A 22194-nucleotide genomic window follows, 5' to 3' on the forward strand; every position below is an offset into this window, starting at 1 on the left:
AACCAGTGACCTCTTCCGTGTCAGGGAAGCGCTCTCCCGCTGAGCTAATCGTCCTTGGAGGTGGAGACGGGATTTGAACCCGTGTAGACGGCTTTGCAGGCCGTTGCCTCGCCTCTCGGCCACTCCACCAGGAGTGTGCGGGGGGCTCGGGATGATCCCCCACATCGAGCGGACGACGAGACTCGAACTCGCGACATCCACCTTGGCAAGGTGGTGCTCTACCAACTGAGCTACGTCCGCGGGCGGCTCTCCCAGACTACGTCGGGAAGCTCCCTGGCCTCCGGGGCGCTTCCGCGTCCCGGCGACGTGTTGAACTCTAGCGGATTCCCGGGCCAGTACAAAAACGCGTTTGTGCAGCGTGCTGCGGTGCACGCTCGGCCCGGGCGGTGGACGGTGCCCGGCCATAGACTCACTGACGTGCACGATTTCGCTCCGATGGCCCGCTTCGGCGGCCTGATAGCCACCGACCTGCGGGATGTGACCAGCGATCCCGCGGCCCTGGATTCCGCGGGCTGGTGGGCGGTGACCGCCGACTTCGAGGGGGGCGTGGTGTGCGCCCGCTTCGCCGACGTACGCCCCGCGACCCCGGCGGACGGCCCCGGGCCCGGTGCCTGGCGCGGCCCCGCCGCGGGCGACTGGCGCAGCTCGCTGGACCGCGCCGCGTATACGGACGGCGTCCGCCGGATCCGGGCCCACATCGCGGCGGGGACGGTCTACCAGGTCAACCTCTGCCGGGTCCTGACCGCGCCGCTGCCCGACCCCGCGCACGCCGACGTGGCGGCCCTCTCCGCCGTCCTGGCCCGCGGCAACCCGGCGCCCTATGCAGGAACGATTCGCTTGCCCGGGCACGGCGTCGAGATCGCCACCGCCTCGCCGGAGCTGTTCCTGCGCCGGGACGGCCGTACCGTCGAGTCCGGCCCGATCAAGGGCACCGGGCGCACCGCGGCGGACCTCTCGGCGAAGGACCGCGCGGAGAACGTGATGATCGTGGATCTGGTCCGCAACGACCTCGGCCGGGTCTGCGCCACCGGCTCGGTCTCCGTCCCCGCGCTGTGCGCCGTCGAGGAGCACCCCGGCCTCGTCCACCTGGTCTCCACCGTGCGCGGCGAACTGGACGAGGCCCACGAGAAGACCGCCTGGGCGGACCTGCTCGACGCCACCTTCCCGCCCGGGTCGGTCACCGGCGCCCCCAAGTCCAGCGCCCTGCGGATCATCGGGGAACTGGAGACCGCGCCGCGCGGCCCCTACTGCGGCGGCATCGGCTGGGTGGACGCCGACCGCCGGACCGGCTGGCTCAACGTCGGCATCCGCACCTTCTGGATCGACCGGACCGCCCCCGGCGGACCGGTGCTCCGCTTCGGTGCCGGCGCCGGGATCATCTGGGACTCCGATCCGGAGCGGGAGTGGGACGAGACCGAGTTGAAGGCGCGCCGACTGCTCGCGGTAGCGTCCGGTGAGCACGAAGTGAGCGGAGGAAGTGAGCGATGAAGATCTGGCTCGACGGGGCACTGCGGGACGCCGAGGGGGCCCGCGTCTCGGTCTTCGACCACGGCCTGACGGTCGGCGACGGGGTCTTCGAGACCGTCAAGGCGGAGCGCGGACGGGCCTTCGCCCTCACCCGCCACCTGGAGCGGCTGGCCACCTCCGCCCGCGGCCTGGGCCTGCCCGAGCCCGACCTCGACGAGGTCCGGCGCGGCTGCGCGGCCGTCCTGGACGCCAACCCGATGGAGCTGGGCCGGCTGCGGATCACCTACACCGGCGGGGTCTCCCCGCTCGGCTCGGACCGCGGCGACGCCGGTCCGACCCTGGTCATCGCGGTCTCCGCGGCCCCCCGCCGCCCCGACACCACCGCCGCCGTCACCGTCCCCTGGACCCGCAACGAGCGCGGCGCGCTGGCCGGCCTGAAGACCACCTCGTACGGCGAGAACGTGGTCGCGCTGGCCCGCGCCCGCGAACAGGGCGCCTCCGAGGCGCTGTTCGCCAACACCGCCGGCGCGCTGTGCGAGGGCACCGGTTCCAACGTCTTCGTCGTCCTCGACGGCGAACTGCACACCCCGCCGCTGGCCTCCGGCTGCCTGGCCGGGATCACCCGCGCCCTGACCATCGCCTGGGCCGGCGCCAAGGAGACCGACCTGCCGCTCGCGGCCCTGGAGAGCGCCGAGGAGATCTTCCTGACCTCCACGCTGCGCGACGTCCAGGCCGTCACACGGATCGACGGCCGCCAACTCGCCGACGCACCGGGCCCGGTGACCGCCGAGGCGATGCGGACCTTCGCGCGACAGGCGGCCGCGGACTTCGACCCGCGCTGGTGATGACGGGCCCGCGGCGGACGAGTAGAAAGTCCTCGTGACCACTACGCTGCGCCCCGCGGGCCCCGAAGTACGACACGACGACGGCCACCGGTCCCGCCCCTACGACATCTGCGTCAACAGCCGCCGGGTCGGCGGGATCCAGCTGGCCACGGACGCCCGCTTCGGGCCCGCGGCGGGCCGTATCGAGGCCCTGGGCGTGGACGCGCCCGACCGGCACCGCGGCCGCGCCACGGTCGCCGCGCTGGCCGCCGAGGAGGTGCTCCGCGGCTGGGGCTGCCGGCAGATCGAACTGACCGTGCCGGCGGACGCGGAGGCCGCGGTACGGCTCTCCGCGGCCCTGGGCTACACCGAGCGCAGCCGCATCCTGGCCCGGCCCCTGACCCGTCCCGGCGCCCTGCCCGAGGGCAGCGCGGACCGGCCGATGACCGCGGCCGAGTACCCGGCCTGGCGGGACGCCGCGATCGCCGAGCACATCCGGCTGGAGACCGGCCAGGGCATGCCCGCGGAACGCGCCGAGCGGACCGCTCCGCAGGAGCACGACGCGCTGCTCCCCGGCGGCGCGGACACCCCGGGGCAGGTCCTGCGGGTGCTCACCCACGAGGGCAGCGGCGTCGGCACCCTCTGGCTCGCCCTGCGGCTCCCCGGGCAGCCCGGCGGCTACGTCAGGGACGTGCGGGTGGCGCCCGGGCGCCGGGGGGAGGGGCACGGCCGCAGCCTGATGCTCGTCGCGGAGCGCGAGACCCTGGCCGCGGGCCGGACCTCCCTGGCGCTCAACGTCTACCCGGACAACGCCCCGGCGCTCGGCCTCTGCCGTTCGCTGGGCTACCGGACCAGCGCGTACCGGATGTGGAAGCCGATCCTGTGACGGCCGGCCCCCGGGCGGCGCGGTAGCGGCCGGGGCGGTCAGCCCGCCGCGGTGCCGTCCTGGGCCAGCAGCCGGTCGGCGATCTCCTCGATACGGGACCGCAGGCCCTCCTGGCTCTTGCCGCCGTCCAGCCGCTCGCCGCCGATCACATACGTCGGGGTGCCGGTGACCCCGATGGCCCTGCCCTCGGCCTCGTCCGCGTCCACCGCCAGCAGGTGCCGGCCGTCGATCAGCGCGGTGTCGATCTCCTCGGTGTCCAGCCCCAGCTTCCCGGCGGCGTCCAGCAGCACCTTCTCGCCGCCCTTGTCCAGCTCGCCGGTACGGGCCAGCACCGCTTCCGCGTACGGCCAGCCCCGGCCCTGCTCCGCGGCCTCCTCGGCGGCCTGGGCGGCCGCGTAGGCGTGCTTGTGCTTGGCCAGCGGGAAGTGCCGCAGCCGGATCTCCAGCCGGTCGCCGTAGCGCTCGCGCAGCGCCCGGACGTCCGTCAGGGCGGTGGCGCAGTCGGGGCACTGGAGGTCGCACCACACATCGAGGACGGGGCGGGCGGAACCGGTGGGGCCGGGGGCGGCGGATGCGTTCATGGGGCCAAGTCTTCCAGCCGCCCGCACCGGGGACGAACCCGGACCTGGGGAGGAGAACGACCCGGAGATCTCCCTGAGGTCGCCCGCGGACCGTGGTCCGGACGGGGGCGGACAGGGCAGGATGGAGGAGAGCGCGGGACGCCCGCTCGTTCCCTTCGACCGGCAGGAGGACCGGATGCTGACCTCGACAGTGTGTGCCGCGGTGTCGGCAGCGGGCCTGGGCATCGCCGCGCTGACCGCCTACCGCAAGCGCTTCCTGGCCGCGACGCGGATCGCCGCCTTCGCGCTGATCCCGGTCGGCCTGGTGATGACCGGCGTGGTCGACTGGGTGACCAGCATCGTGTTCAAGCCGACCGTCTGGGCCGGGTTCGGGGTGCTGGCGCTCTCCGCGCTGCTGTTCATGATCAGCCGGCTCGTGGAGCGCCGCCGCGGGATATCCGGCCGCAAGGAGCGCCGGGCCGCCGCGGGATCCGGGGCACCGGCGGTCGCCCCGGCCGCCTCCGCGCCCTCCCTCGGCACCGGCCGGCAGGCCCCGAGGACCGCATCGGCCCCGGGGGCGGAGGTTGCTCCCAAGGATGACTTCTCGGACATCGAAGCGATCCTGAAAAAGCACGGGATCTGATGAACTCCCGCTGCTGAGAGGCGTCTTGCGGCTTCCGGGACGATCATCTGCGCGATGATGCGCGCGAGATGAACGATGAGTGCGCCCTCGCCCCGGACGACGCCCCTGCCCCCGAACCGCGCGGCTGCCTGTTCGCGCTGTCCCAGCCGCCGCTGATGCTCTTCCTGGCCATCATCGGCCTGCTGCTCCTCCTAGGCGCGGTACACGACCTCTACATCCTCTGACCCCGCGCCGGCGCAGCCCCGCGGTCAGCCCGCGGCCTCCCGCCGCCGCGCCCGGTAGGCCGCGACGTGCAGCCGGTTCCCGCAGGTCCGGCTGTCGCAGTAGCGCCGCGAGCGGTTCCGGGACAGGTCCACGAACGCGTACCGGCAGTCCGGCGCCTCGCAGCGCCGCAGCCGCTCGCGCTCCCCGGCGACGAGCAGGAAGGCCAGCGCCATCCCGCAGTCGGCGGCCAGGTGGTCGGCCACCGAGGCGCCGGGCGCGAAGTAGTGGACGTGCCAGTCGTAGCCGTCGTGGTCGGTCAGCTGCGGGGTGGTGCCCGCCGAGGCGACCAGCGCGTTCAGCCGGGCGGCCGCGGTGCGGTCGTCGCCGGCCGCGAAGACCTCGGCGAACCGCGCCCGCAGGGCCCGGACGGCCGCCAGGTCTCCCGGCCCGAGGTCCCCGACGCCGCTGACGTCGTTGCGCCGGACGAAGTCCGCCAGGGCCGCCAGGTCGGTCAGGCTGTCCGGGGCGCCGGCAGCCTCGCCCTCCGGTGCGCTGTTCAGCAGGTCGACGACCGTGTCCAGCGCGCACCGGGTGTCATGGGTGATCAGCACGGTTCCGCTCCCTGGCCGGGTCGGGGTCGGCCGCTGCCGCCCCGGTGTCGTTGGCGCATGGTCGCCGACTCTAGCGCCTGGAACAAGCCTCGACGCCGCCTCCGCGGTGGGTCCGCGGCGACGGCGCCGGAGCGTGCCGTGTGAACTTGTCGGTCCTGCGCCGTCTCCCCGAGTCGGACGGTCGCAAGTGTGAGCGGGTGGATGCGGTGGGTGTGCGTGCTGCCTCTCAGCTCTCCGCCAGGATGTGGGAGAGCTCGGTGTCGAGATCGAAGTGCCGGTGCTCCGTACCGGGCGGTACGGCGGCATCCGTCCGCTTCAGGAACGATTCCAGGGCCCGCGCCGGGGCTTCCAGGAGGGCTTCCCCCTCCGGGGAGCTCAGGGCGATGCAGACGACGCCCTGTCCGTGGCTCCGGGACGGCCAGACGCGGACGTCGCCGGTGCCCGTGGGCCGGTGCAGGCCCTCGGCGAGGAGGTCGCGGGCGAAAACCCACTCGACCGTTTCCTCGGCTCCGGTGTGGAAGGTGGCGTGCACGGCATAAGGATCGGCCGTGTCATACCGCAGGCCCGCGGGTACAGGCAGTGAGGACTCGCTCGACACAACGAGGCGCAGGTGCAGCTCGCAGCTGACCGTGGTGTTCATAAGCGCCAGGGCCTTTCGCTCAGTGTGCGCTCGGGGATTCGCACGTCGGCGAAATCGACATGCCACCTACGGTGCCGTTGTAAACCCCTCTGACGGTTTTGGGTGGCTTCAGGTACCTCTTCCGGCGGATTGCGTGAGCGTCCCCGGCGGTATTCCGGCCACGGGATCGGTGCGCTGCGCGGGCCCGTGTGAATACGCAGAGTAAGGGAGGAGGGAGGGGTTCGCGATGATCTCCGCCGGTTCGGCGTGCCGGGGCGTGCGGGGATCCGGCGCGCCGGATGCGGAAACCGTTCGGGCCCGGCCTTCCGGTCGCCGGGGCCGGGCCGGGCCGCGCCGTCCGGCCCCGGGCGCGCGGTCCGGCCGGCGTGGTCGGAAGCGCCTCCGACGTGCGGTAATGTTGGCGGTGCGCCCGGGCGATTAGCTCAGTGGGAGAGCGCTTCGTTCACACCGAAGAGGTCACTGGTTCGAACCCAGTATCGCCCACCCCGGACGACGGCCCGGAGACCCAAGTCTCCGGGCCGTCGTGTGTGTTGGGGTCCTGTGCGGCGGCCGGGGCGCACACTGGGATCATGCCCGCGCCGACCGGCCGACCGAGCCGCCTGCACCGCTACCGCTTCCGCAGTGTCTGGCTGCTGCCCGCCCCGCCCGCCGTCGTCTACGCGGTGCTGGAGCGGGCCGAGGCGTATCCCCGCTGGTGGCCGCAGGTGCGCGAGGTGGCCCCGCTCGACGACCGCAGCGGTACCGCGCGGTTCCGCTCCGTCCTGCCGTACGAACTGGCCGTGGTGGCGACCGAGACGCGGCGGGACCCGGCGGCCGGAGTGCTGGAGACCGCGATGCGCGGGGACCTGGACGGCTGGGCGCGCTGGACGGTGCGGCCCGGGGCCGGCGGCACCCGGGCGGTCTTCGAGCAGGACGTGGAGCTGCGCAAGCCGGCGCTGCGGCGGTGGGCGCTGCCCGCGCGGCCGCTGTTCCGGATCAACCACGCGCTGATGATGCGGGGCGGGCGGCGCGGTCTGGCGGCCTGGCTGGCCCGCGGATGAGGGCCGCGGCACAGGAATTTGATGGAAGGGCCCGACGGCCTGTATCGTTCAGGTCGTTCGCGGGGGAAACCCCGCCGGAACCCGGGCGATTAGCTCAGTGGGAGAGCGCTTCGTTCACACCGAAGAGGTCACTGGTTCGAACCCAGTATCGCCCACCGGGATCAGGAACCGGGCCGCCGAAAGGCGGCCCGGTTCTTTTCGTGTGCGGTGCGGGCGAGTTGGCACCCGGATAAGACGGAAAAAGAATTCCGTTCCTTTGGCGGCCGGTCCGGAACGCGCCGTCGGAAGGGCGATTGCGGGAATCAGGCGGCGGCGGGGAGTTCCGGCCGCAGCGGCCAGTGCGGGTCGACGGCCTCGGGGGAGCCGCTGCGGGCGAACCACGCCTGGAGCCCGCGCGCCTGGGCCGCGTACCAGACCGCCTGGCGGGTGTGGAGTTCGGCGGGTTGCAGGCCGGCCAGCCGGTCGGCGAAGCGCCGGCCCAGCTCCCGGACCACCCGCAGCGCGGCCAGCGCGTCGGCGGCCGCCTCATGGGCGTCGGCCAGCTCGACCCCGTAGTGCGCGCACAGGTCGGTCAGCGTGCGGCGGCCCTTGCGGTAGCGGTCCAGGTGCTTGTCCAGTACGCGCGGGTCGAGGACGTGCAGCGGGCCGGTGGTCAGATAGGCGTCCAGGGCGCTGGCGCGGTGGCGCTTCAACTCGCGGTCCAGCAGCGTCAGGTCGAACGGGGCGTTCATCACCACCAGCGGGCGGCCGGCCACCGTCTGGGCGGCCAGGGCGCGCGCCACCTCCTCCATCACCGGGGCCGGCCAGCGGCCGTGCAGCGCGAGGTGCTCGGCGGTCAGACCGTGCACCGCGGTCGCCGCCTCGGGTATCTCCACCCCCGGATTGACCAGCCAGCGGGTGACCCGCGGGGCGGCGCGCGGGGTCTCCTGGACCACCAGGGCGGCGGAGACGATGCGGTCGCGCTCGACGTCGACGCCCGTCGTCTCGGTGTCGAAGGCGGCAAGGGGGCCGTCATACCAGCGCGCCATCACCCAACTCCTCGCGGTCGTACGGAGAATGACGGTGCACGTCACCCGAGCTGGTGATACCCGAGCCGGGGACGGCTCGAACCGCCGTTGTTTGCGGCCCACTTGACGGGGAGACAACCACAGGGACGGGCCGGTGCGCAGTGCCCGGCCCGGCGGCCGCGTCCGCCGCCGCCCCGTCGTCCGGACGCACCGGCACGGCCCGGAAGGCACCGCGATGACGCTCGCGCAGCCCGAACCGGGCGGGCTGTCCCCCTCCCCCGGGAGCCGTCCCCAGCCCGCCGTCCTCCCGCAGCGCGGCGCACTGGCCACCACCGCCTGCATGGAGACCCTCCAGGTGGGCTACCTCCACGCGGTGGCCGCCGCCTCCGGGTGCTCGCTGGCCCAGCCCTTCCCGGACAACGGCATCGACTGGCACCTCAGCCACGCCGCGCCCGGCCACACCGTCGACGACGAGGTGACCATCAAGGTGCAGCTCAAGTGCACGTACCAGACCGCCCCGCGGCCGCGGGGCCCCACCTTCGGCTTCACCCTCGACAACGACCACCTGGTGAAGCTGGCCCGTACACCGGTGGCGGTGCACAAGATCCTCGTGGTGATGCTCGTCCCGCGGGACCCCGACGACTGGCTGCGGGCCGGGCACGACCACCTCGCCCTGCGGCACTGCTGCTACTGGACCAATCTCGCCGGCCACCCGGTGACCGGCCGGCGCCGGACCACCGTGCGGATCCCGACCACGCGGATCTTCGACGACCGGGCGCTGCGCGCCATCATGGCGCGGGTCGGGGCGGGAGGGAGACCCTGATGGACCGGCCGACCGACGACTACGGCACCCGGCCGCCGGACCCCGCGCGGCTCGACCCGGCGGTGCTCGGCGCCCTGCTGGCCCGGCACGGCTGGCGGCGGCGCGGCGGCGCGGCCGGCCGGTACACCCGCTGGACCCCGCCCGGTGGCGCGGGCGGCCCCAGCCTGCTGGTCCCGCACGACCGCCGCTTCCCCGACAGCGCCGAACTGCTGGCCGAGGCGGTGGCGGCGCTGGAGCGCAGCGGTACGCCCTCGGCCCGCGAGGTGCTGGTCGCGCTCGCGGTGCCCAGCGACGAGGTCCGCTGGGAGCGCGAGGTCCCCGAGGGTGCCCCCGGCAGCGCCCGCTGGACCGCCCAGGAGCAGCTGCGCGGGGCGGCCCGCGCGCTGCTGACCGCCGGGGCGCTGGGCAGCTACGCGCGGGCCGGCTACTACGGCGCCCGCCACCGGCGGCGGGCCGAGGGGTTCCTGGCCCAGGTGCTGGTCGGTCCGGCGCCGGCCGGGCGCCGGCTGGCCGCGTTCGTCCCCGTACCGGCCGGGCGCCCGGTGGTCGCCGGCCTCCAGCGGGCGCTGCACGCCGCCCGGGACGCCACCGACTACCAGCGCGCCACCGGCGGGCTGGAGGCGTTCGACGCGGCCGTCGCGCTCGGCGTCTGCCACGAGCTGGCGCAGGCGCTGATCGCGCTGGTGCGCGGCGCGGAGGGGGTGCGGATCTCGCTCGCCTGGTCGCCGGCGGCCGGTGCCCCGCCCGGGTTCGCCGCCCGCCCCGAACCGGTCGCGTTCTCGCCCGGCGACCTGCCCGCGCTCCAGCAGGCCGCGCAGCGCTACGTCCGGGCCGAGCCGTCGCTGCCGGTGCGGGTGACCGGTACGGTCGTCCGGCTGCGCCGGGAGCGGCCGGACGGGCCCGGGGTGGTGCGGTTGCGGGTGCTGGCCGGGGCGGACGTGGGGCAGGTGCGGATCGCGCTGGGGGCGGAGGACTACCGCACCGCCGGGCACGCGCACCTGGCCGGGCTGCCGGTGCGGATCAGCGGCCGGCTGGAGAGCCGGGGCGGCTTCCGGCGGATCACCGGCGCCCGGGAGGTCACGCCCGTCCCGTCCGACCCGGCCGACCGGGACCGGCTGCTCAAGGCCCTCTGGGACGGGCCGGAGGACCCGGGGGACGGCGGGTTCGGGGACGGCGGGGAGACGGGCGGCGGGGTGCCGCCGGACCGCTGAGCGGGCCCGGGGAACGCGTTTCGCGGTGCGGTCCCGCGGCTCGGTACGATTCGGGGGCGCAGCAAACGCTGCCGTGAGGAAGACATGAGTCAGGAGAGACCGGTGTCAGACGTCCGTGTGACCGTCCAACGCGATTCCGAGCGGGAAGAACGCGTGGTGACCACGGGCACTACGGCCGCCGACCTCTTCCAGGGCGAGCGCAGCGTGGTGGCCGCGCGGGTGGCCGGCGAACTGAAGGACCTCACCTACGAGCTGGCCGAGGGCGACGAGGTCGAGCCCGTCGAGATCACCTCCGAGGACGGCCTGAACATCCTGCGGCACTCCACCGCCCACGTCATGGCGCAGGCCGTGCAGGAGCTCTTCCCGGAGGCCAAGCTCGGCATCGGCCCGCCGATCAAGGACGGCTTCTACTACGACTTCGACGTGGAGAAGCCCTTCCACCCCGACGATCTCAAGCGCATCGAGAAGAAGATGCAGGAGATCCAGAAGCGCGGCCAGAAGTTCGCCCGCCGCGCGGTGAGCGACGAGGCGGCCCGCGCCGAGCTGGCGGACGAGCCGTACAAGCTGGAGCTGATCGGCCTCAAGGGCTCCGCCGCGGACGCCGCCGAGGGCGCCTCCGCCGAGGTCGGCGCCGGCGAGCTGACGATCTACGACAACCTCGACGCCAAGACCGGCGAGCTGTGCTGGAAGGACCTGTGCCGCGGTCCGCACCTGCCCAGCACCCGGCACATCCCGGTCTTCAAGCTGATGCGGTCGGCCGCCGCGTACTGGCGCGGCAGTGAGAAGAACCCGCAGCTCCAGCGGATCTACGGCACCGCCTGGCCGACCAAGGACGAGCTGAAGGCGCACCTGGACTTCCTCGCCGAGGCCGAGAAGCGCGACCACCGCAAGCTCGGCGCCGAGCTGGACCTCTTCTCCGTCCCCGAGCAGATCGGCTCCGGCCTGGCGGTCTTCCACCCCAAGGGCGGCCTGGTCCGCCGCGTGATGGAGGACTACTCCCGCCGCCGCCACGAGGAGGAGGGCTACGAGTTCGTCTACACCCCGCACGCGACGAAGGGGAAGCTCTTCGAGACCTCGGGCCACCTGGACTGGTACGCCGACGGCATGTACCCGCCCATGCAGCTCGACGAGGGCGTGGACTACTACCTCAAGCCCATGAACTGCCCGATGCACAACCTGATCTTCGACGCGCGCGGCCGCTCCTACCGCGAACTGCCCCTGCGGCTGTTCGAGTTCGGCACGGTCTACCGCTACGAGAAGTCGGGCGTCGTGCACGGCCTCACCCGCGCCCGCGGCTTCACGCAGGACGACGCGCACATCTACTGCACCCGCGAGCAGATGGCCGACGAGCTCGACCGGACGCTGACCTTCGTGCTCAACCTCCTGCGCGACTACGGTCTGGACGACTTCTACCTGGAGCTGTCCACCAAGGACCCGGAGAAGTTCGTCGGCTCGGACGAGGTCTGGGAGGAGGCCACCGAGACGCTGCGCCAGGTCGCGGACAAGCAGGGCCTGCCGCTGGTCCCGGACCCGGGCGGCGCCGCGTTCTACGGTCCGAAGATCTCCGTCCAGACCAAGGACGCGATCGGCCGGACCTGGCAGATGTCGACGATCCAGCTCGACTTCAACCTCCCGGAGCGCTTCGACCTGGAGTACACCGCGGCGGACGGCACCAAGCAGCGGCCGGTCATGATCCACCGCGCGCTGTTCGGCTCGATCGAGCGGTTCTTCGCGGTGCTGCTGGAGCACTACGCGGGCGCCTTCCCGGCGTGGCTGGCGCCGGTGCAGGCGGTCGGCATCCCGGTGGGGGACGCGCACGTGGAGTACCTCCAGGAGTTCGCGGCGGACGCGAAGCGGAAGGGCCTGCGCGTCGAGGTCGACGCCTCCTCGGACCGCATGCAGAAGAAGATCCGGAACGCCCAGAAGCAGAAGGTGCCGTTCATGATCATCGTCGGTGACGAGGACATGAACGCGGGGACGGTGTCGTTCCGCTACCGCGACGGGTCGCAGGAGAACGGCATCCCGCGCGAGCAGGCGATCGCCAAGCTGCTGGACGTGGTGGAGCGCCGCGTCCAGGTGTGACGGAAGCGCGCGGGCGAGGGGCGGTCCCATCGGGGCCGCCCCTCGCCGCTTCCCCCGCCGGGCCGGGAGAATATGCTTCGCAACATGACGAGTGAGCCGGAACAGCAGATCGGAGTCGGGACGCAGGACGCGTTCCAGCGCCTGTGGACGCCCCACCGGATGGCGTACATCCAGGGGGAGAACAAGCCGAGCGGCCCGGGGGCCGGCGACGGCTGTCCGTTCTGCGCCATTCCCGCGAAGTCGGACGAGGACGGTCTGGTCATCGCGCGCGGTGAGCGGGTGTACGCGGTGCTGAACCTCTACCCGTACAACGGCGGGCACCTCATGGTCGTCCCGTTCCGGCACGTCGCGGACTACACCGAGCTGGACGCGGCGGAGACCGCGGAGCTGGCGGACTTCACCAAGCGGGCGATGACGGCGCTGCGCACCGCGTCCGGGGCGCACGGCTTCAACATCGGCATGAACCAGGGAGCGGTGGCCGGTGCCGGTATCGCGGCCCACCTCCACCAGCACGTCGTCCCTCGCTGGGGCGGCGACACCAACTTCATGCCGGTGGTCGGGCACACCAAGGTGCTGCCCCAACTCCTCGCCGACACCCGGGCGATGCTCGCCGCGGCCTGGCCCGCGTAAGGGTGCGGCGCGCCGGGTGAACGAGGCGACACGCACCCGGACGAATCGTACATATCGCACCCATCGGGAATTTTTGCCCCTCTAATGGGGTGGTGACTTCCCTGGATCGTCGCACCGTGCTGCGCGCGGCCGCCTCGGCCGCGGCCGCCGGTGCGTTCGCGGCGGGCTGCGACCCGCACCGCTCGGCGGACGCCTCCTCCTCCGTACGGGCCTCCGGCGGCCCGGGCCCCCGCGACCCGGGCCGGTCCGCCCGGCACCCCGCCGCCCGGCCGCCGACCCGCGCGCCCGGCCTCCCGGCCGAGATCGCGCACGGCCCCCGGGACGGCCACGCCGTCGCCCTGACCTTCCACGGGCGGGGCGACCCCGCGCTGGGCCGGGCGCTGCTCACCGAGGCCGAGCGGGCCGGCGTCCGGGTCACCGTGCTCGCCGTCGGCGACTGGCTCGACGAGCAGCCCGCGATGGCCCGCCGGATCCTCGACGGCGGGCATGAGCTGGGCAACCACACCATGCACCACCGCGACATCGGCGCGCTGCCCGCCGACGCCGCGTACGCCGAGATCAGCCAGTGCGCCGACCGGCTGCGGAAGCTCACCGGCAGCATCGGCAGCTGGTTCCGCCCCTCGCGCACGCAGCGGGCCACCCCGCAGGTGATCCAGCTGGCCCGCCGCGCCGGCTACCCGCACGTCCTCTCCTACGACGTGGACTCCCTCGATGCGAACGACCCCGGCGCCCCGGCCGTCCGGCGCACGGTCCTGGACGGCGTCCGGCCGGGCTCGGTCGTCAGTCTCCACCTCGGGCACGCCGGCACGGTGGCCGCGCTGCCCCCCATCCTCGACGGCCTCCGCCGGCGCGGTCTGCGCGCGGTGACGACAACGGAGCTAGTGACCTGATGGCTGACCGGAACCGTATCCACCTCCGTCCGACCGGCTCCCGCCCCACCCGCCCCGCACGCCGGGCCGCGCTGCTCGCCGCGGCCTGCGTGCTGGTGGCGGCCGGCTGCGCGGGGGGCGGGGAGTCCGCCACCGCGCCGCGGCCCGCGGTGCCCTCCCCGCACAAGGCCGTCACACAGGGCCTGCCGGGGATGCCGCCGCTCCTCGACGAGCACGACCTCTACGCCGCGGACCGCCCCAACCAGCTCGCCCCGCAGGTGAGGCACTACCCGGCGCGGATCTACGTGCCCAACACCGGGTCCGACACGGTCAGCGTCATCGACCCCGCCACGTACAAGGTCATCGAGACCATCCCGGTGGGCGTGCAGCCGCAGCACGTGGTGCCCTCCTGGGACATGAAGACGCTGTGGGTCAACAACAACCGGGGGCACGACCTCACCCCGATCGACCCGGCGACCGGCAAGGCGGGCAAGCCGGTCAAGGTCCACGACCCGTACAACCTGTACTTCACGCCGGACGGGAAGTACGCGGTCGTGATGGCCTCGATGGACCGGCAGCTGGTCTTCCGGGACCCGCACACCATGGAGATCCGCAAGACCCTCCCGGTCAGCTGCGCCGGCGTCAACCACGCCGACTTCTCGCCGGACGGGAAGTACTTCATCGTCTCCTGCGAGTTCTCCGGGGAGCTGCTGAAGGTCGACACCGCCAGAATGGAGGTGATCGCCCAGGAGAAGCTGCCGTTCGAGGGCGCGATGCCGCAGGACGTGAAGATCTCGCCGGACGGCAGGACCTGGTACATCGCCGACATGATGGCCGACGGCGTCTGGGTCCTGAACGGGGACGCCTTCACCCGGCCGAGGCTGCTGCCGACCGGCAAGGGCGCGCACGGCCTCTACGTCAGCCGGGACTCCCGCACCATGTACATCTCCAACCGCGGTGAGGGCACCATCTCCCTGCTGGACTTCCGCACCGGCGAACTCACCGACAAGTGGCACATCCGCGGCGGCGGCAGCCCGGACATGGGCGGCCTGTCCGCCGACGGCAAGGTGCTCTGGCTGTCGGGCCGGTACAACCGCGAGGTCTACGCCCTCGACACCCGGAACGGGAAGACGCTGGCGAAGATCAAGGTGGGGGAGGGGCCGCACGGGCTGGCGGTCTACCCGCAGCCGGGGCGGTACTCGCTCGGCCACACCGGCATCTTCCGCTAGCGGTCCGCACGGCAGCGCGACGGGCGCGCCCCCGGCATCCCCGCCGGGGGCGCGCCCGTATCCGTCCGCCCGGCCGGGCCTAGGCGTTGTACTCGTCGGCGTTCTTCGGCTCGGCGCTCTGGACCATGCCGCTGAGGACCAGCGAGCGGTTGTCGAAGCGCTCGGTGTTGACGCCGTTCTCCTTCAGGACGCTCATCGCGGCGGAGTGCACGGCCCGCAGGACCGGGGTGGCGGCGCGCAGCGCGTCGTCGGCCATGAAGCGGTGGCGCCAGGGCTTGTCGGCCCAGACGTGGCGCAGGCCGAACGGTTCGGGCAGGGCCAGCTTGCCGCCGAGGAAGTCCAGCACCGGCGGGAACCACGTCAGCGGGGCGCGGGCGGTGAGCCGGACCACCTCCGACGGCTCGATCAGCGGCAGCGTCTGGGTCTTGGTCTCCCAGAACCGGACGACCTTGGAGACCTCTTTGGTCTTGGGCGACGGCTTGGTGGTGAACAGGGAGTTGACCGGGCCGAGGGCGTGCCCGCTGACCTCGATGCGCAGCGTCTCGTGCAGCACCGTGACGGTGATCATCAGCGTGATCACCAACTGACCGTCCCACAGCACGAACTGGACGCCGAGGTAGTGGCGGTCGCCGCTGCCGAACTGCTGCTCGTTGCAGATCCGCTCTATCTCGTGCCCGCGGACCTCGTACCCGTCGACGTGGGTGCCCTCCGGACGGGACACCGCCTTGGCCTTCTCGCCGACCGGGGAGACGATCCAGTGCCGCACCGACGGGGGCTGCTGAAAGCCGCCGGTGTGCAGCGGGCTGCGCTCCAGCAGGCGCAGCCGGTCGTGGATCGCGCGGATGACGTCCCAGCTGCGGAAGGGGTGGATCTCGGTGCCCTCCTGGGCGGGCCGCAGCTCCTCGGCCAGCTGCCAGCTGCCCCAGCGGGTGCCCATGCCGAGTATGCCCTTGGGGCCGGCGTAGAAGACGACGTTGCTGCGCTGCTCGGCGGAGACCTTGGCGAGGTTGTGGCGGAGGGTCTCGGCGGAGGTGTGGTTGGGGTCGTTCGGGACCGCCTCGGGGATCTTCGCGGCGACGCCGCCGCCCTCCAGCAGGCCCTGCCACGCCTCCCGGAGGGTGACCGCGGTGCGTTCGCAGATCTGCTTGGCCAGCCACCAGCCGAGCACCGGGACGACCAGCGCGCCGCGCGCGTACAGCGGCCAGAAGCCGGTCAGCGGCAGCTTGACCAGCAGGAACAGGCCGCCGCCGGCGAACAGGACGAGCATGATGCCGCCCAGCAGGGAGATGCCGTTGCCCTCGCCGTCCTTGGAGAAGACCTTGCGGAGCTGGAATCCGATCAGCCAGAGCAGCACGCCGGGCAGGAAGACCAGCCCGCAGACCACCATCAGGAGGGTCAGCCGGGTGTCGCGCTGCTTGCGGATGCGGGTGGCGGCCAGGCAGTGCTCGACGACCGTCTGCGGTTCCGTACCGAAGGACTGGATCAGCGGGCCGCGGCCGCCGCCGAGCATCCGCACCTGGACGGCGCGGGAGAACGCCTCGCCCAGATTGGGCGCGAACAGCGACAGCTTGGGCTTCTTGATCTCGGAGGTGCCGGCCTCGGAGTCGGCCTTGGCGATGTCGGCCAGCGGGCTGTCCCGGTAGGCGGCCGAGGCCAGCGCCTGGGTGGCCGCCGTCTGCCCGGCACCCCCCGAGATGGGGACCTGCGCCCCCGGACTGAAGTCAAAGCCGTCTGCCACTACCGCCCCCATCACCGCGCGTACCCGCTGATGCGCTCTACCCGACTCCGCTCCCGCGCACACCTGCCGAGCCGGCGTCCAGGCAGGTTGGCCCGGAACGGTCGGCGCGGCGGCGGGGTCCCAGCGTACCGCCGCCGCCCCGGCCCAAGTGGGCGCTCCGGGGCGGCGGCTGAGGGGGCGTCGGCCGGTGCGCTAGGCGCCGACCACCGCCTGCTGCCGCATCCGGGCGGCGAGCTGGCCGGGCATCGGCTCGTGCCGCAGGTAGCCGCGGGCGAACCGGCCGGTCCCGTGGGAGAGCGAGCGCAGATCGACGGCGTAGCGGCCGATCTCCAGCTCCGGGACCTCGGCGCGGACCAGGGTGCGGCCGGCGCCGGACTGCTCGGTTCCCACGACCCGGCCGCGGCGGCCGGAGAGGTCGCTGAGCACCGGCCCGACGTATTCGTCGGGGACCAGGACGCGGACCTCGGCGACCGGCTCCAGGAGGTCGATCGTGGTCTGCGCGGCGGCCTCCCGCAGCGCCAGCGCGCCCGCCGTCTGGAAGGCGGCGTCCGAGGAGTCGACCGAGTGCGCCTTGCCGTCGAGCAGCGTGACGCGGAGGTCGACGAGCGGGTACCCGGCGGCGATGCCGCGGGCGGCCTGGGCGCGGACGCCCTTCTCCACGGACGGGATGAACTGCCGGGGGACCGCGCCGCCGACGACCTTGTCGGCGAACTGGATGCCGGAGCCGCCCGGCAGGGGCTCCACCTCGATCTCGCAGATCGCGAACTGGCCGTGGCCGCCGGACTGCTTGACGTGCCGGCCGCGGCCCGCGGCGGGCCCGCCGAAGGTCTCCCGCAGCGCGACCTTGTGCTCGACGGTGTCGACCTGGACGCCGTAGCGGGAGCGCAGCCGCTCCAGTGCGACGTCGGCGTGCGCCTCGCCCATGCACCACAGGACGACCTGGCGGGTGTCCTGGTTGTGCTCCAGGCGCATCGTGGGGTCCTCGGCGACGAGCCGGGCCAGGCCCTGGGAGAGCTTGTCCTCGTCGGCCTTGCTGTGCGCCCGGATGGCGACCGGCAGCAGCGGGTCCGGCATCGCCCAGGGCTCCATCAGCAGCGGGTCGTTCCTGCCGGAGAGGGTGTCGCCGGTCTCGGCCCGGGTCAGCTTGGCGACGCAGGCCAGGTCGCCGGCGATGGCCTGCGGCAGCGGGCGCTGCTGTTTGCCGAACGGGGCGGAGAGCGCGCCGATCCGCTCCTCGACGTCGTGGTCCTCGTGGCCGCGGTCGGTCAGGCCGTGGCCGGAGACGTGCACCGTCTCGTCGGGGCGGAGGGTGCCGGAGAAGACCCGGACCAGGGAGAGCCGGCCCACGTACGGGTCCGAGGAGGTCTTGACCACCTCGGCGGCCAGCGGGCCGTCGGGGTCGCAGCTCAGGCCGGCGCGCGGGGAGCCGTCCGGGCCGGTCACGGCGGGGGCCTCGCGCTCCGCGGGGGTGGGGAAGCCGCCGGTGATCAGCTCCAGCAGTTCGACCGTGCCCAGGCCCTGCCGGGCGCCGGCGGCGGCCGGGGCGGCGGCCAGGACGGGGTGGAAGGAGCCGCGGGCCACCGCGGTCTCCAGATCGCCGGTCAGCGTCTTGATGTCGATCTCCTCGCCGGCGAGGTAGCGGTCCATGAGGGACTCGTCCTCGCTCTCGGCGATGATTCCCTCGATGAGGCGGTTGCGGGCCGCCTCGATCAGCGGCAGCTCCTCGCCGGTGGGCGCGCGCTCGGTGCGTTCGCCGGAGGAGTAGTCGAAGACCCGCTGCGAGAGCAGGCCGATCAGGCCGTTGACGGGCGCGTGGCCGTCGGCGCCCGGGGTGCCGTACAGCGGGAGGTACAGGGGCAGGACGGCGTCCTGGTCCTCGCCGCCGAAGGTGAGCGCGCACCGCCGGGTCATCTCGTCGAAGTCGGCGCGGGCCGCTTCGAGGTGGGTGACGACCAGGGCCCGGGGCATGCCGACGGCGGCGCACTCGTCCCAGACCATGCGGGTCGCGCCGGCCACGCCGTCGCTGGCCGAGACGACGAAGAGGGCCGCGTCCGCCGCGCGCAGACCGGCCCTGAGCTCCCCGACGAAATCGGCGTATCCGGGGGTGTCCAGCAGATTGATCTTGATGCCGCCCCAGTCGACCGGGACGAGGGAGAGCTGCACCGAGCGCTGCTGGCGGTGCTCGATCTCGTCGTAGTCGGACAGGCTCCCGCCGTCCTCGACCCGGCCCGCGCGGTTGACCGCGCCGGACGCCAGGGCGAGCGCCTCGACCAGGGTGGTCTTCCCCGATCCGCTGTGGCCGACCAGCACCACGTTGCGCACGGCCTGGGGCCGGTCGGCCGCCGGTGCCCTTCCGGCGGCTCCTGGGTTCGTACTCGACTTCTCGCTCATGTGTCTCGCCTCCAGGTCGACACTTTGCGGTGATTCGAGCTTTCCACCGGGTTCGGGATGCGTCCATACGGGGCACACGGGCCCGGTGCTCCCAAGGGCCGGCCGGCCACCGGCCCGGGGCGGAGGGCCGGCCGGCGGCGCGCGGCGGGCGGCCCGCGCCGTGGGTTGCACCCCGCGCCGCGATGCGTTCGCGGTGCCCCGCGGGCGCCTGGCTACGATGGGCCAGCCGGTGGCCCCTTGACCGCGCGGCCCGTATCGACTTTCCGGGAAGGTCATGCTGAACACGTACGCGCGTGCGTTCTTCACGCGTGTTCTCACACCGTTCGCCGCCCTGCTCATCCGCCTGGGGGTCAGCCCGGACGCGGTCACCCTCGTCGGGACGGGCGGTGTGGTGGCCGGCGCCCTGGTCTTCTATCCCCGGGGCGAGTTCTTCTGGGGCACGGTCGTGATCACGCTGTTCGTCTTCTCCGACCTGGTGGACGGCAACATGGCGCGGCAGCTGGGCCGCTCCAGCCGGTGGGGCGCCTTCCTGGACTCCACCCTCGACCGGGTCGCCGACTCGGCGATCTTCGGCGGGCTGGCGCTGTGGTACGCCGGGCGCGGGGACAGCCTGGCGCTCTGCGCGGTGGCGATCTTCTGCCTCGCCAGCGGCCAGGTGGTCTCGTACACCAAGGCGCGCGGCGAGGCGATCGGGCTGCCGGTGGACGTCAACGGTCTGGTGGAACGCGCCGAGCGGCTGGTGATCACGCTGGTGGCCTGCGGGTTCTCCGGTCTGCACGCGTTCGGGGTACCGGGCATCCAGATCCTGCTGCCGATCGCCCTGTGGGTGGTCGCGGTGGGCAGCGCCGTCACGCTGGGCCAGCGTGTGGTGACGGTTCGCAGGGAGTCGGCCGAGGCCGACACCCTCGCACAAGGGGGGAACGGCTGATGGGTACGCCGATCGACACCGGCAAACTGACCGACGGGCTGTACGGCCTGGGCTGGAGCGCCGTCAAACGGCTGCCGGAGGGCGTCGCGGTCCAGCTGGGCCGCCAGCTCGCCGACGCGGCCTGGCGGCGCCGCGGCAAGGGCGTACGGCGCCTGGAGGCCAATCTCGCGCGGGTCGTGCCGGACGCCTCACCGCAGCGGCTGGCCGCGCTGTCGCGGGCCGGCATGCGGTCCTACATGCGGTACTGGATGGAGTCCTTCCGGCTGCCGGCGTGGAGCCGGGAGCGGATAGCGGCCGGTTTCACCCCCCAGGACGTGCACTACCTGGAGGAGGGCCTGGCGAGCGACCGCGGGGTGATCCTGGCACTGCCCCACATGGGCAACTACGACCTGGCCGGCGTCTGGGTCACCACCAAGCTCGGCGTCCCGTTCACCACCGTCGCCGAACGCCTCAAGCCCGAGTCGCTCTACGACCGCTTCGTCGCCTACCGCGAGGGCCTGGGCATGGAGGTGCTGCCGCACACCGGCGGCGCCGCGTTCGGCACGCTGGCCCGGCGGCTGCGGGCCGGCGGCCTGGTCTGCCTGGTCGCCGACCGCGACCTGTCCGCCTCCGGGATACCGGTGAAGTTCTTCGGCGAGACCGCCAAGATGCCGGCCGGTCCGGCCATGCTGGCGCTGCGCACCGGCGCGATGCTGCTGCCGGTCACCCTCTGGTACGACGACAGCCCGTACCTGCGCGGCCGCGTCCACCCCGAGATCCAGGTCCCCGGGAACGGCACCCGCGCCGAGAAGGCCGCCCAGATGACCCAGGCGCTCGCCGACGCCTTCGCCTCCGGCATCGCCGACCACCCCGAGGACTGGCACATGCTCCAGCGCCTGTGGCTGGCCGACCTGGAGCCCCGCACCGGGGCGCCCGGAACGGAGCCCGCGTGAAGATCGGCATCGTCTGCCCCTACTCCTGGGACGTCCCCGGCGGGGTGCAGTTCCACATCCGCGACCTGGCCGAGCACCTGATCCGCCGCGGCCACGAGGTCTCCGTGCTGGCCCCCGCCGACGACGAGACCCCGCTGCCCCCCTACGTGGTCCCGGCCGGCCGCGCCGTCCCCGTCCCGTACAACGGCTCGGTGGCCCGCCTGAACTTCGGCTTCCTGTCCGCCGCCCGGGTCCGCCGCTGGCTCCAGAACGGCGCCTTCGACGTCCTCCACATCCACGAGCCGGCCTCGCCGTCCCTGGGCCTGCTGGCCTGCTGGGCGGCGCAGGGCCCGATCGTGGCGACCTTCCACACCTCCAACCCGCGCTCCCGGGCCATGATCGCCGCGTACCCGATCCTGCAACCCGCGCTGGAGAAGATCAGCGCCCGGATCGCGGTCAGCGAGTACGCCCGCCGCACCCTGGTCGAACACCTCGGCGGCGACGCGGTGGTCATCCCCAACGGCGTGGACGTCGACTTCTTCGCCCGCGCCGAGCCCCGCCCCGAGTGGCAGGGCCGCACCATCGGCTTCATCGGCCGGATCGACGAGCCGCGCAAGGGCCTGCCGGTGCTGATGAAGGCGCTGCCCGCGATCCTCGCCGCGGTCCCCGACGCCCGGCTGCTGGTCGCCGGCCGCGGCGACGAGGACGAGGCGGTCGCCGGCCTGCCCGCCGAGCTGCGCTCCCGGGTGGAGTTCCTCGGCACCGTCTCCGACGAGGACAAGGCCCGCCTGCTGCGCAGCGTCGACGTCTACGTCGCCCCCAACACCGGCGGCGAGTCCTTCGGCATCATCCTGGTCGAGGCGATGTCCGCCGGCGCGCCCGTACTGGCCAGCGACCTCGCCGCGTTCGCCCAGGTCCTCGACCAGGGCGAGGCCGGCGAACTCTTCGCCAACGAGGACGCCGAGGCGCTGGCCACCGCCGCCGTACGCCTCCTGAACTCCCCCGACCGCCGGTCCGAACTCCGCACCCGCGGCACCAAGCACGTGCGGCGCTTCGACTGGTCGACGGTGGGGGCGGACATCCTCGCCGTGTACGAGACGGTGACCGCCGGAGCGGGGGCTGCCGCCGGCTGATTCCCACGTTGTCGGGTTTCCCGCCGCGGGGTGCGTTCCTGTTGCGCCTGCGGCGCGGGGGTGGGTTTCCGCTGCGCGGGGCTGTTGGGTGCGGTGACGGGTCTGCGGGGGTGGTGTGCCGGACTGCTTCGCTTTACGTCCGGCACACCACCCCCGCAGACCCGTCCCCTCCCGTTGGGGTCAGTTATGAGGTGGGCGGGGGCTGACGTGGGTGGGTTGGTGCGGGTTGTGTGTTGCGGGTGAGCGCCCGTGCACTGGCCAGGACCCGCAGGGGACCACCGGCACCGGCCCCCACCCACCGTTTTTCATGTCCCACCTCGGGAGGGGGCGGGGGGGGGGGGGGGGGGGGGGGGGGGGGGGGGGGGGG

21 protein-coding genes and 4 tRNA genes are annotated in these 22194 nt (G+C 73.4%); 17 read left to right on the forward strand and 8 right to left on the reverse strand.

Annotated elements, in window-relative coordinates; translation table 11 throughout:
• Positions 1-55: 55 nt before the first annotated feature.
• A tRNA-Cys gene (locus MUU72_RS33185) sits at positions 56-129 on the reverse strand.
• A gap of 38 nt (positions 130-167) precedes the next feature.
• A tRNA-Gly gene (locus MUU72_RS33190) sits at positions 168-240 on the reverse strand.
• A gap of 177 nt (positions 241-417) precedes the next feature.
• On the opposite strand from MUU72_RS33190, the gene MUU72_RS33195 reads away from it, so the two are divergent.
• From MUU72_RS33195 to MUU72_RS33205, 3 genes are read left to right on the forward strand one after another with little or no spacing between them, the layout of a single operon-like run.
• The gene (locus MUU72_RS33195) at positions 418-1488 is read left to right on the forward strand and encodes a chorismate-binding protein (protein ID WP_248017175.1); all 1071 of its coding nucleotides are present in this window, start codon (positions 418-420) and stop codon (positions 1486-1488) included.
• A complete protein-coding gene (locus MUU72_RS33200; protein ID WP_248017176.1) occupies positions 1485-2312 on the forward strand; it encodes an aminotransferase class IV in 828 nt (275 codons plus the stop codon). Before MUU72_RS33195 ends, MUU72_RS33200 begins: the two co-directional genes overlap by 4 nt.
• 34 nt (positions 2313-2346) lie before the next feature.
• Positions 2347-3177, forward strand: a complete 831-nt coding sequence (locus MUU72_RS33205; RefSeq protein ID WP_248017177.1) for a GNAT family N-acetyltransferase — start codon at positions 2347-2349, stop codon at positions 3175-3177.
• Positions 3178-3215: 38 nt separating this feature from the next.
• Here MUU72_RS33205 and MUU72_RS33210 read toward each other — a convergent pair whose 3' ends face one another.
• On the reverse strand, positions 3216-3758 hold the full coding sequence (locus MUU72_RS33210) for a DsbA family protein (RefSeq protein ID WP_248017178.1): 543 nt from the start codon (positions 3756-3758) through the stop codon (positions 3216-3218).
• Between the two features lie 175 nt (positions 3759-3933).
• Between MUU72_RS33210 and MUU72_RS33215 the strand changes: the two genes are divergently transcribed.
• Together MUU72_RS33215 and MUU72_RS33220 are read left to right on the forward strand one after the other, a co-directional pair.
• On the forward strand, positions 3934-4380 hold the full coding sequence (locus tag MUU72_RS33215; RefSeq protein ID WP_248017179.1) for a hypothetical protein: 447 nt from the start codon (positions 3934-3936) through the stop codon (positions 4378-4380).
• A gap of 68 nt (positions 4381-4448) precedes the next feature.
• A complete protein-coding gene (locus MUU72_RS33220; protein WP_248017180.1) occupies positions 4449-4604 on the forward strand; it encodes a hypothetical protein in 156 nt (51 codons plus the stop codon).
• Positions 4605-4628: 24 nt separating this feature from the next.
• Here the strand turns inward: MUU72_RS33220 and MUU72_RS33225 are convergent, their stop codons facing one another.
• Positions 4629-5195 carry a CGNR zinc finger domain-containing protein gene (locus MUU72_RS33225; protein ID WP_248017181.1) on the reverse strand — a complete coding sequence of 189 codons (567 nt, stop codon included), beginning with the start codon at positions 5193-5195 and terminating at the stop codon, positions 4629-4631.
• Positions 5196-5421: 226 nt separating this feature from the next.
• A complete protein-coding gene (locus MUU72_RS33230; protein ID WP_003959770.1) occupies positions 5422-5835 on the reverse strand; it encodes an SsgA family sporulation/cell division regulator in 414 nt (137 codons plus the stop codon).
• A 411-nt stretch (positions 5836-6246) separates the two neighbouring features.
• On the opposite strand from MUU72_RS33230, the gene MUU72_RS33235 reads away from it, so the two are divergent.
• From MUU72_RS33235 to MUU72_RS33245, 3 genes are all read left to right on the forward strand, one after another.
• Positions 6247-6318: transfer RNA gene (locus tag MUU72_RS33235), tRNA-Val, on the forward strand.
• 86 nt (positions 6319-6404) lie between these two features.
• Entirely contained in the window at positions 6405-6875 is a 471-nt protein-coding gene (locus MUU72_RS33240; RefSeq protein WP_248017182.1) for an SRPBCC family protein, read from the forward strand.
• Positions 6876-6958: 83 nt separating this feature from the next.
• Positions 6959-7030 (forward strand) — tRNA-Val (locus MUU72_RS33245).
• A 147-nt stretch (positions 7031-7177) separates the two neighbouring features.
• Here the strand turns inward: MUU72_RS33245 and MUU72_RS33250 are convergent.
• Positions 7178-7903, reverse strand: a complete 726-nt coding sequence (locus tag MUU72_RS33250; protein WP_248017183.1) for an exonuclease domain-containing protein — start codon at positions 7901-7903, stop codon at positions 7178-7180.
• Between the two features lie 214 nt (positions 7904-8117).
• On the opposite strand from MUU72_RS33250, the gene MUU72_RS33255 reads away from it, so the two are divergent.
• The 6 genes from MUU72_RS33255 (at position 8118) to MUU72_RS33280 (ending at position 14726) form a co-directional block, all read left to right on the forward strand.
• Positions 8118-8705: a DUF4365 domain-containing protein gene (locus MUU72_RS33255; protein WP_248017194.1), complete on the forward strand. Its 588-nt coding sequence runs from the start codon at positions 8118-8120 to the stop codon at positions 8703-8705.
• Positions 8705-9916 carry a hypothetical protein gene (locus tag MUU72_RS33260; protein ID WP_248017184.1) on the forward strand — a complete coding sequence of 404 codons (1212 nt, stop codon included), beginning with the start codon at positions 8705-8707 and terminating at the stop codon, positions 9914-9916. The genes MUU72_RS33255 and MUU72_RS33260 overlap by 1 nt, the downstream gene beginning before the upstream one ends.
• Positions 9917-10018: 102 nt before the next feature.
• Positions 10019-11998, forward strand: a complete 1980-nt coding sequence (gene thrS, locus MUU72_RS33265) for a threonine--tRNA ligase (protein ID WP_248017185.1) — start codon at positions 10019-10021, stop codon at positions 11996-11998.
• A 72-nt stretch (positions 11999-12070) separates the two neighbouring features.
• Entirely contained in the window at positions 12071-12628 is a 558-nt protein-coding gene (locus MUU72_RS33270; protein ID WP_248017186.1) for an HIT family protein, read from the forward strand.
• 92 nt (positions 12629-12720) lie between these two features.
• Positions 12721-13518 carry a polysaccharide deacetylase family protein gene (locus MUU72_RS33275; RefSeq protein ID WP_248017187.1) on the forward strand — a complete coding sequence of 266 codons (798 nt, stop codon included), beginning with the start codon at positions 12721-12723 and terminating at the stop codon, positions 13516-13518.
• The gene (locus MUU72_RS33280) at positions 13518-14726 is read left to right on the forward strand and encodes a YncE family protein (protein WP_248017188.1); all 1209 of its coding nucleotides are present in this window, start codon (positions 13518-13520) and stop codon (positions 14724-14726) included. The genes MUU72_RS33275 and MUU72_RS33280 overlap by 1 nt, the downstream gene beginning before the upstream one ends.
• Before the next feature lie 79 nt (positions 14727-14805).
• Here MUU72_RS33280 and MUU72_RS33285 read toward each other — a convergent pair whose 3' ends face one another.
• Both MUU72_RS33285 and MUU72_RS33290 read right to left on the reverse strand, forming a co-directional pair.
• Entirely contained in the window at positions 14806-16476 is a 1671-nt protein-coding gene (locus tag MUU72_RS33285) for an AbeC-like domain-containing protein (RefSeq protein ID WP_248017189.1), read from the reverse strand.
• A 180-nt stretch (positions 16477-16656) separates the two neighbouring features.
• The gene (locus MUU72_RS33290; protein ID WP_248017190.1) at positions 16657-18855 is read right to left on the reverse strand and encodes an elongation factor G-like protein EF-G2; all 2199 of its coding nucleotides are present in this window, start codon (positions 18853-18855) and stop codon (positions 16657-16659) included.
• Positions 18856-19129: 274 nt separating this feature from the next.
• On the opposite strand from MUU72_RS33290, the gene pgsA reads away from it, so the two are divergent.
• From pgsA to MUU72_RS33305, 3 genes are read left to right on the forward strand one after another with little or no spacing between them, the layout of a single operon-like run.
• Positions 19130-19783, forward strand: coding sequence for a phosphatidylinositol phosphate synthase (gene pgsA / locus MUU72_RS33295; RefSeq protein ID WP_248017191.1), 654 nt, complete (start codon positions 19130-19132; stop codon positions 19781-19783).
• Entirely contained in the window at positions 19783-20715 is a 933-nt protein-coding gene (locus tag MUU72_RS33300) for a phosphatidylinositol mannoside acyltransferase (RefSeq protein WP_248017192.1), read from the forward strand. Before pgsA ends, MUU72_RS33300 begins: the two co-directional genes overlap by 1 nt.
• Entirely contained in the window at positions 20712-21827 is a 1116-nt protein-coding gene (locus tag MUU72_RS33305; RefSeq protein ID WP_248017193.1) for a glycosyltransferase family 4 protein, read from the forward strand. The genes MUU72_RS33300 and MUU72_RS33305 overlap by 4 nt, the downstream gene beginning before the upstream one ends.
• Positions 21828-22194 lie beyond the last annotated feature (367 nt).

Source organism: Streptomyces rhizoryzae, from assembly GCF_023155275.1.
Lineage (GTDB): Bacteria > Actinomycetota > Actinomycetes > Streptomycetales > Streptomycetaceae > Streptomyces > Streptomyces rhizoryzae.

Coding starts and splice junctions, on each gene's coding strand:
- MUU72_RS33200 (WP_248017176.1), top strand. CDS start 1,485: ATGAAGATCTGGCTCGACGGGGCACTGCGGGACGCCGAGGGGGCCCGC.
- MUU72_RS33210 (WP_248017178.1), bottom strand. CDS start 3,758: ATGAACGCATCCGCCGCCCCCGGCCCCACCGGTTCCGCCCGCCCCGTC.
- MUU72_RS33215 (WP_248017179.1), top strand. CDS start 3,934: ATGCTGACCTCGACAGTGTGTGCCGCGGTGTCGGCAGCGGGCCTGGGC.
- MUU72_RS33220 (WP_248017180.1), top strand. CDS start 4,449: ATGAACGATGAGTGCGCCCTCGCCCCGGACGACGCCCCTGCCCCCGAA.
- MUU72_RS33230 (WP_003959770.1), bottom strand. CDS start 5,835: ATGAACACCACGGTCAGCTGCGAGCTGCACCTGCGCCTCGTTGTGTCG.
- MUU72_RS33240 (WP_248017182.1), top strand. CDS start 6,405: ATGCCCGCGCCGACCGGCCGACCGAGCCGCCTGCACCGCTACCGCTTC.
- MUU72_RS33250 (WP_248017183.1), bottom strand. CDS start 7,903: ATGGCGCGCTGGTATGACGGCCCCCTTGCCGCCTTCGACACCGAGACG.
- MUU72_RS33255 (WP_248017194.1), top strand. CDS start 8,118: ATGACGCTCGCGCAGCCCGAACCGGGCGGGCTGTCCCCCTCCCCCGGG.
- MUU72_RS33260 (WP_248017184.1), top strand. CDS start 8,705: ATGGACCGGCCGACCGACGACTACGGCACCCGGCCGCCGGACCCCGCG.
- MUU72_RS33270 (WP_248017186.1), top strand. CDS start 12,071: ATGCTTCGCAACATGACGAGTGAGCCGGAACAGCAGATCGGAGTCGGG.
- MUU72_RS33280 (WP_248017188.1), top strand. CDS start 13,518: ATGGCTGACCGGAACCGTATCCACCTCCGTCCGACCGGCTCCCGCCCC.
- MUU72_RS33285 (WP_248017189.1), bottom strand. CDS start 16,476: ATGGGGGCGGTAGTGGCAGACGGCTTTGACTTCAGTCCGGGGGCGCAG.
- MUU72_RS33290 (WP_248017190.1), bottom strand. CDS start 18,855: ATGAGCGAGAAGTCGAGTACGAACCCAGGAGCCGCCGGAAGGGCACCG.
- pgsA (WP_248017191.1), top strand. CDS start 19,130: ATGCTGAACACGTACGCGCGTGCGTTCTTCACGCGTGTTCTCACACCG.
- MUU72_RS33300 (WP_248017192.1), top strand. CDS start 19,783: ATGGGTACGCCGATCGACACCGGCAAACTGACCGACGGGCTGTACGGC.